Annotated in this window: 6 protein-coding genes; 5 read left to right on the forward strand and 1 reads right to left on the reverse strand. The window is 59.3% G+C overall.

The genetic code is table 11. From position 1 onward, the window contains the following. The first annotated feature begins 22 nt into the window (after positions 1–22). From Q8N00_14595 to Q8N00_14615, 5 genes are all read left to right on the forward strand, one after another. Positions 23–2,560: a heavy metal translocating P-type ATPase gene (locus Q8N00_14595; protein MDP2384023.1), complete on the forward strand. Its 2,538-nt coding sequence runs from the start codon at positions 23–25 to the stop codon at positions 2,558–2,560. A gap of 15 nt (positions 2,561–2,575) precedes the next feature. Beyond that, on the forward strand, positions 2,576–4,045 hold the full coding sequence (locus tag Q8N00_14600; GenBank protein ID MDP2384024.1) for a Do family serine endopeptidase: 1,470 nt from the start codon (positions 2,576–2,578) through the stop codon (positions 4,043–4,045). Between the two features lie 225 nt (positions 4,046–4,270). Next, the gene (gene nikR / locus Q8N00_14605; GenBank protein ID MDP2384025.1) at positions 4,271–4,687 is read left to right on the forward strand and encodes a nickel-responsive transcriptional regulator NikR; all 417 of its coding nucleotides are present in this window, start codon (positions 4,271–4,273) and stop codon (positions 4,685–4,687) included. 8 nt (positions 4,688–4,695) lie between these two features. After that, complete coding sequence (locus Q8N00_14610) at positions 4,696–6,738, forward strand: TonB-dependent receptor plug domain-containing protein (protein ID MDP2384026.1); 2,043 nt, start codon at positions 4,696–4,698, stop codon at positions 6,736–6,738. A 138-nt stretch (positions 6,739–6,876) separates the two neighbouring features. Continuing rightward, complete coding sequence (locus Q8N00_14615; GenBank protein ID MDP2384027.1) at positions 6,877–7,467, forward strand: DNA-3-methyladenine glycosylase; 591 nt, start codon at positions 6,877–6,879, stop codon at positions 7,465–7,467. A gap of 39 nt (positions 7,468–7,506) precedes the next feature. On the opposite strand, the gene Q8N00_14620 is transcribed toward Q8N00_14615, so the two are convergent. Continuing rightward, on the reverse strand, positions 7,507–7,872 hold the full coding sequence (locus Q8N00_14620) for a hypothetical protein (protein ID MDP2384028.1): 366 nt from the start codon (positions 7,870–7,872) through the stop codon (positions 7,507–7,509). Between the last annotated feature and the right edge of the window lie 343 nt (positions 7,873–8,215).

Raw genomic sequence — 8,215 nt, forward strand, 5'->3', positions numbered from 1 at the left:
CGTTACACATCACGGGGTTATCATGGCGATTGATCCGATCTGCGGCATGACGGTGGATCCGGCGACGGCGGCTGGAAGTCACGAGCATCGAGGCGAGCGCTACTACTTTTGCGGCCTCTCCTGCCTGGAGCGATTCAAGGCCGATCCGGAGCGGGCGTTGCAGCCACGGCCTGCCAGTCCAGCAAAGCCGACGACGACAAGAAGACCCCTGCCGATGCTGCAGCCTGCCTCGGTTGTGGCAGGGGCTATCGATCCCGTCTGCGGGATGACGGTGCAGCCGGCCACGGCAGCCGGTTCCTACGAATATCAAGGGAAGACCTACTACTTCTGTGCGGCGAGTTGTCTCACCAAGTTCCGCGCCGATCCCATTTACTATCTGACGCCTGTTGAGCAGCGGCTTCCCCGCGTCGCGGTCGCTCCGTCCGGCGGACTGGTCGAGTACATTTGTCCGATGGACCCGGAGGTGCTGGAGACTCAACCGGGCGCATGCCGGATTTGCGGGATGGCGCTGGAACCAAAAATGGTCTCGCTTGAGGATGAACAGAACCCCGAGCTGGAGGATATGAGCAGGCGGTTCTGGATCTGTCTCGGGCCTTCCCTCCTGGTCATGTTGTTGGCCATGGCCGAGATGATTCCCGGCTTGTCACTTCCGCAGATCTTCACTGGCTCGGTGAGGAACTGGGTGCAATGGCTGTTGGCGACGCCGGTGGTGCTCTGGGGAGGCTGGCCGTTTTTTCAGCGAGGGTGGATTTCGGTGGTGAACCGGACTCCCAACATGTTCACGCTCATTGCCATTGGAACGGGAGCGGCCTATGGCTACAGCACGGTTGCCACCGTCGCGCCGACGCTACTCCCCGGTTCCTTCCGATTGCACGACGGTTCGATCGCCGTCTATTTTGAAGCCGCGGCCATGATTACGGTGCTTGTCTTGCTCGGCCAGGTTCTTGAGTTGAAGGCCCGGAGTCAGACGAGTTCCGCGATTCGTTCCTTGCTCAGACTCGCGCCAAAGACCGCCAGGCTGATCAAGTCGGACGGGCAGGAAGAAGATGTGCTGCTCGAGCAGATTCAGGTGGGTCAGCGATTACGCGTCAGGCCGGGCGAGCGAGTGCCGGTCGATGGGATGGTCCAGGAAGGTGCGACTTCGGTCGATGAGTCCATGATCACCGGGGAATCGATCCCGGTCGAAAAAATAATCGGGACTCGGGTGACCGGAGGGACGATCAACGGCACGGGCGGGATCGTGATGGTCGCCGAGCGAGTCGGGCGAGATACGATGCTCGCCAGGATTGTGCAGATGGTGAGCGAGGCGCAACGGAGCCGGGCGCCGATCCAGCGTCTTGCCGATGTGGCGGCGGCGTATTTTGTGCCGCTGGTCGTGGCGGCTTCATTGCTGACGGCGGTAGCCTGGGCGATCTGGGGCCCTGATCCGAAGTTGGCCCATGCGCTGGTCAATGCCGTCGCGGTCCTGATCATTGCCTGTCCCTGTGCGTTGGGATTGGCGACGCCGATGTCGATCATGGTAGGGACCGGTCGCGGGGCGATGGCCGGTGTGTTGGTCAAGAAGGCTGAAGCCCTGGAGATATTGGGGAAGGTGGATACGCTCGTCATCGATAAGACCGGAACCCTGACGGAGGGCAAGCCGACATTGCTCTCGATACAACCGGTGCCACCCTGGACCGATGTCGATCTGTTACGATTCGCGGCGAGTCTTGAGCGGAGTAGCGAACATCCTCTGGCTGCCGCAGTGGTGGCCGGAGCGGAAGCGCGAGGCCTCTCGTGCGTCCCGGTCGAGCAGTTTCATTCGGTGACGGGTAAGGGTGTGACCGGGACGGTGGCTGGCCGTCGGATCGCCATCGGGACGGCTACGTTTTTGCGGCTGGAGATCGGGGTATCAAACCAGAGCCTGACGACGTTGGACGACAACGCGGCTTCGCTTCGTCGTGAGGGGCAGACGATCCTGTTCGTGGCCATCGATGGACAGGCGGCCGGCATCCTTGGCGTGGCGGACCCGATCAAAGCTTCGACGCATGAGGCGGTGCAAGAGCTCAAGGCCGATGGTCTTCGGGTCGTCATGGTCACGGGCGATCATCGCGACACGGCAGAGGCCGTGGCCCGGCAACTCGGCATCGAAGAGGTTCTGGCTGGAGTCTTGCCGGAACACAAGGGCCAGATCGTGGCCCGTCTCAAGTCCCAAGGCTGCGTTGTGGCGATGGCCGGAGATGGGATCAATGATGCTCCTGCGCTGGCATTGGCCGATGTCGGGATTGCGATGGGGACCGGAGCAGATACGGCCATTGAAAGTGCGGGGATCACGCTGGTGAAAGGGGATCTGCGCGGGCTGCTTCGCGCACGCAGATTGAGCCAGGCCACGATGCGGAATATTCGGCAGAATCTCTTATTCGCATTTCTCTACAATGTCATCGGTGTGCCGATCGCGGCCGGCGTCCTCTACCCGGTCTGGGGAATCCTCCTGAGTCCCATGATCGCCAGTGCCGCCATGACGTTCAGTTCTGTGTCCGTCATCTCCAATGCCCTCCGCCTGCGTCATGTGGAATTGTAAGTGCGCCTCCAGCGGATGCGTGCTAGGCTACGGTCGTTTATCGTCAATCGGGTAAGAGGGGACTGCGGCTTGTTGCGATTCAATTTCATCGTGCGAATCATGATCGGGCTCTGCGTGGCTGGTTCGATTGCCGGAGGAACGGCCCTGGCCGGGACTCGTGCGATTCCTATGGCGAGCGGGGGTGAATTCCAGGCGCAGATCAAGGCGGCCGCGACCAAGGTCATTCCTTCTGTCGTCAGCATCGCCTCCACAGTGATGGTCCGCGATCAAGCCTTCAGCGATGAGGCGCTTCCGTTCGGTCTGTTCAAGGACGCGCCTACGACCAGGCGGCAATATGGCCAAGGCTCCGGGGTCATCGTGTCGGCGGATGGCTACATTATGACAAATAACCATGTCATTGCCGATGCGGTTAATGTGGAAGTGATTCTTGCCGACCGGCGACAATACAAAGGACGAGTGGTGGCCACCGATCCGAAGACCGACGTGGCGCTCGTGAAAATTCAGGCGACCAATCTGCCGGCGGTCACGTGGGGGGATTCGAGCATGCTCGCCGTCGGCGAATTTGTGCTCGCGATCGGCAATCCGCTGGGCTTGAGCCGGAGTGTCACGTTCGGCATTGTCAGTGCCGTGGGACGAGCCGATGTCGGCGTTGCCGATTTCGAAGACTTCATTCAGACCGATGCCCCCATCAATCCCGGTAACTCCGGCGGTGCGCTGGTGACCCTTAACGGAGAACTGATAGGGATCAATACCGCCATCGCGAGCCCGACCAGTGGAAGTGTCGGCGTCGGGTTTGCCATTCCCAGCAATATGGCCAGGTCTGCCATGCAGAGCCTGCTCAAGACCGGGCGTGTGGTTCGTGGATTTCTCGGCGCCTCGACGCAAGATGTCTCCCCCCTGTTGGGCAAGGTCTTTCGTCTGCCGGATGTGAAGGGCGCGATCGTCACCGATGTGCAGGCGAAGGGCTCTGCCGAAAAAGCCGGACTGAAGCGTGGCGATGTGGTCGTGCGATTCGACGGGCGCGACATCATGGACAGCGGACATCTGCGGAACCTCGTAGCGGCCGCCACGATCGGGAGTAAACACAAGCTGGATCTCGTGCGCGAGAGTAAGCCCTATCAGGCTGAGCTGGTCGTCCAGGAGGCGCCGCGTGAACGGGCCAAGAAGAGCCAGTCCCTATCGGCCTCAGCGGCCACGGCTCATCCTCTTGCCGGCGTCGTCTTCGACGATGTGACCGCGCCGTTGGCTCGGCAGATGGATCTGGCTGTCACGAGTGGAGTGGTGGTGACCGATATTGAAGAAGGGAGCTTAGCCGAATCTTCAGGCCTCCAGCCAGGCGACGTGGTGTTGGAGCTCAACCGTCAGCATATTCCCACCTTTGCCGTCTTTCAGCGTTTGGCCGATCCGATGAAGCCCTCCGATCTCGCCTTGCTATTGATCAATCGGCAGGGGAACGTCATGTACATCCCGATTCAAGGCGACTAATCGCGCGCTGGGAGGTCAGACCACCTGACCTATTCGCGCAATGCGCACAGTCAGAGCCCTTCCCGTGCTTCTTCCCTGCCCGCAGCCCGAATAAATCCCCGCCCAAGTTCGCTTACACGATAGATGTGAGCCGGATGTATTCCCTGTTCATCGTGACAATTCTGTATTGCTTGGCGCGTTGCATGATGCTACGTTTCTTGAAAACGTGTTACTGATGAGGCTGCCATGAAGAAGTTGATTCGATTCGGCGTGTCGTTGGACCACCATTTGCTCGACGCGTTCGATCTACACATCAAGAAGCGTAAGTACACGAACCGTTCAGAGGCGCTGCGGGATCTCATCCGGGATAACCTGGTCGGGCAGGAGTGGGACGACGACAAGGAAACGGTCGGGACGATCACGTTTGTCTACGACCATCACGTGCGCGACCTGAGCAGAAAACTCACGGACATCCAACACCGCTACCAGCCGCTCATCTTGTCCGGGATGCACGTGCATCTCGATCATGACCATTGTTTAGAAGTGCTGGCGGTGAAGGGCAACGGCTCTGTCATCAAGAAGCTTGCCGACATCCTCATCGGGACCAAAGGCGTCAAGCATGGAAAGTTGACGGCGACCACCACGGGAAAAGGGTTGAGCTGAGCGCCTTCGTGAATATCCTCAGTCTCTTCCTCCATCTCACCGTGCTGGTAGGCGTTGCTTCCATGGCTTTCGCCCATGACCCCGATGTTGAGACGGTCGACGTTCCGGAAGTCACCGTCATCGGTGATAGGCCGGTTGCAGCCTCTTCCCAGCAGTTCATCCCCGATAAAGAATTTCTTTTACAACCGCAGGGCCGTCCGGCCCAGGTACTGAAGCTGATCCCCGGATTCATTGCGGTGGAACATTCCGGCGGGGCGGGCAAGGCCGATCAATACTTTCTGCGCGGGTTCGACGCGGATCATGGGACCGATGTGGCCTTTTTCTCCGATGGCATGCCGATCAACCTGCGCACTCACGCGCACGGGCAAGGTTATACCGACCTGAATTTCATTATTCCCGAGACGATCGAGGGACTCGACGTGAGCAAGGGGGCCTATCTCCCGGAATATGGCGATTTTGCCACGGCAGGAGCGGTGAACTTCAGGACGCGGCAGGTGGTGCAAGAAGGAATCGTCCAGGCAGCCGGGGGGCAGTTCGATACACAGCGCTACATGCTCATGTTCTCTCCCACCAAGGATCGGGTGCGTACCCTGTTCGCCGCCGAAGGCTATTACACGAACGGTCCGTTTCAACAGGATAACCGCTATTTCCGGGGCAACCTCTTGGGAAAAATGACGACCAATCTGACCGGGCGGGACGAACTGAGCCTGACCGGGACCTTTCATCAGGCCCAGTGGAACGCCTCGGGCGAAGTTCCGTTACGAGCGGTGCAGGACGGCTCGCTCGACCGGTTCGGTGCCGTCGATCCTTCGGAAGGAGGCAAGACGCTCCGCAGCACCGCCAAGTTGAACTACCATTACGACACGACGTCGAACGGGCAGTTCTTCGCCAATGCGTATGGCCAGTACTATCGGTTAGATCTCTATACAAATTTCACGTTCTTCGCCAATGACCCCGTCAATGGCGACGGTATTCAACAATCCGATCGGCGGGTGATGTACGGCGGCGACCTCGGGTACAAGCAGCGAGGCGAGGTATGGGGCCTGCCGAGCATTGGGACCATCGGGCTTCAAACCAGAGTCGACCACATCCACGCAAGACTCGGAACTCAGACGACGAGAAGGCCGACCGGAGCGTCCATAGACAGCGATATTTTGGAGGCGTCCTATGCGCCCTTTGTGAAAGCAGAGGTTCAACCCACGTCGTGGATGAGGTTGGCGGGCGGGCTCCGCGCTGAGACGTTCACCTTCGATGTGAGGAATCGCTGTATGGCCTGTGCCGACCAGCCTGCCGGACGGACGAGTTCCGGTATCGTTCTCCCAAAAATGAACCTCATCCTGGGCCCCTGGGCCGGCACGGAACTCTTCGCCAACTATGGCGAGGGCTATCATAGCAACGATGCACGATCGGCGGTCGCACCGGGGTCCTCACCCCTTGCGCGAGCCAAGAGTTATGAGGTCGGTGTCCGGTCGAAACCCTGGGGGGCTGAAGGCGTCGAGTTGACTGCAACCATCTGGCGATTAGATCTCAAGTCTGAGCTGGTATTTGTCGGAGACCAGGGGACGACAGACATTCGTGGCGCGAGCACACGAGAGGGCGTGGAGGTGGCTGCACGGGGACCAGTCTGGGGCCCGCTGTATTTTAACGGCAGCGTGACCTGGACGAAGGCCGAGTTTCGCAACGGCGATGCGATTCTTCTAGCCCCCGAGGTCACGGCCTATGGGGCGCTGTTGTTGCGTTGGCCTGAAGGTCTGACCTCGCAGCTGCAAGCGACCTATCTCGGCGTGCGGCCGCTCACAGAGGACCGGAGCATCAAGGCTCCCTCCTGGATTGATTTCGACCTCTCGGAGCGCTATCAACTGCCGATCAAGATGTCCCATGGCCGCATGGAGGCATTTTTCTTTATTCAGAACCTCTTCAATACCAAGTGGGAGCAGGCCACCTTCGCCTTTGCTTCTCAGTTACGGAACGAGCCGGCGCCGGTTAACGACATTCACTTTGTGCCGGGGAGTCCCAGGACATTTATGGGCGGTCTCGCATGGTATTTCTAGTCGACCGCTGAAAACGACTTCCAACTTCGTTCTCGTCTCGAAAGCATCCTCAACGTATCCAGTAGGGTACGCCTCCGGTGCTTTCTTCGCCGGCGGCCTTGTTGGAAGATCGTTTTGAGCGGCCTATAGTGAGGCGATATGAAGTCAAAGCGAAAGATTTTACCCCGTGACTATTTCAACCGCCCAACGGTTGCGGTCGCGAGATCGCTCGTCGGCAAATATCTTGTGCGGGCGATCGATGGCCGTGAAATTGCCGCGAAAATCGTCGAAGTGGAGGCCTATGTCGGGTCACAGGATAAGGCCTGCCATGCGTCGAAAGGGAGAACGCCACGAACGGATGTCATGTTTGGCCCGGCAGGAATCGCGTACGTGTACCTTATTTACGGGATGTACCATTGCTTGAATGTGGTGACGGAGCGGGAGGAGTTTCCCTCAGCGGTCTTGATCAGGGCGATTGAGGTCGACGGGGAGTTGATCGATGGACCGGGACGGCTGTGCCGTGTGCTAGAGATCGATCGCGTCCTCAACCGCGTAGACCTTACGGAAGGCGAAGCCCTCTGGTTTGAGGATCGTGGGGTGGTGCTGAAAAGAGGGGAGCTGGGGGCTCATGCACGCATCGGTGTCGACTATGCGGGAGCATGGGCCAAGAAACCCTGGCGATTCAGACTGCGTTCGGTCACAGCCTCCGCGAGGGCAGGCCGCACAAAAAAACAGAGGGGCGCCGAATGAATCCGGCGCCCCTCTGCGATATCTGATTGAACGGCTCGACTACTCGATCTTACGATCGGCCCCAATTTTCGTGGCAGATGTGACCGGGGGAGCGATCTTGACCTGAATTCCAGAGACAGTCGGGAGTTGTCCAGCGCCCTGCTCTCCGGTAATCCTCGCGTTGTCTGTCTTCTTCAGGTGCTGCTCGCTATGCTTGATGGAACCCTGGGATTTGAGCAATGTGGAATCCCCACGTCCATCAGCCTGGCCAGGATCGTTGGCGGTTGACTGGCCCGTCACTGGGCTTACGCTGGCCTTCGCCGGATAGCCTTCGTGCTTGGGTAGGAGCGAGGGGTTTGCCGAGGCCATCGACAACGCAAACAGGACGCCTGAGACGGTCGCAACAGTACCGATTACGATCTTCATGAGCCTACTCCTTTGAATGATGGTGGCCGGAGAAAATACGTTTTTACCGACAAGGTCGAATCAAGTGGCGGGAATCATAGCCAGGGGGGGGTGGGTCTGTCAAGGGGGCAGGGGAGCAGCCAGACCATTCTTCTTGCTCGCTGAGGCCGCACGATCAGAATGTGCTCCCTCAATGCGCGCAGTGAAGGACAGTCTGGCTGCCCCCCTAGGGTTAGGTGGGGGAAAAGAAGGACGGATGGGCAGCCTAGTCGTCCTCTGTGCTCGCGCAACGCTCACGGGCTCGTCTGTCTGGTTCTTCTGGAATGTTTCCTGCCACAATTGACGCGAGTACGGCATTGCCGTA

The sequence above is a fragment of the Nitrospirota bacterium genome, assembly GCA_030684575.1.
In the GTDB taxonomy this organism is placed as follows: Bacteria; Nitrospirota; Nitrospiria; order Nitrospirales; family Nitrospiraceae; genus Palsa-1315.

Coding starts and splice junctions, on each gene's coding strand:
- Q8N00_14600 (MDP2384024.1), top strand. CDS start 2,576: ATGCGTGCTAGGCTACGGTCGTTTATCGTCAATCGGGTAAGAGGGGAC.
- Q8N00_14615 (MDP2384027.1), top strand. CDS start 6,877: ATGAAGTCAAAGCGAAAGATTTTACCCCGTGACTATTTCAACCGCCCA.
- Q8N00_14620 (MDP2384028.1), bottom strand. CDS start 7,872: ATGAAGATCGTAATCGGTACTGTTGCGACCGTCTCAGGCGTCCTGTTT.
- nikR (MDP2384025.1), top strand. CDS start 4,271: ATGAAGAAGTTGATTCGATTCGGCGTGTCGTTGGACCACCATTTGCTC.
- Q8N00_14595 (MDP2384023.1), top strand. CDS start 23: ATGGCGATTGATCCGATCTGCGGCATGACGGTGGATCCGGCGACGGCG.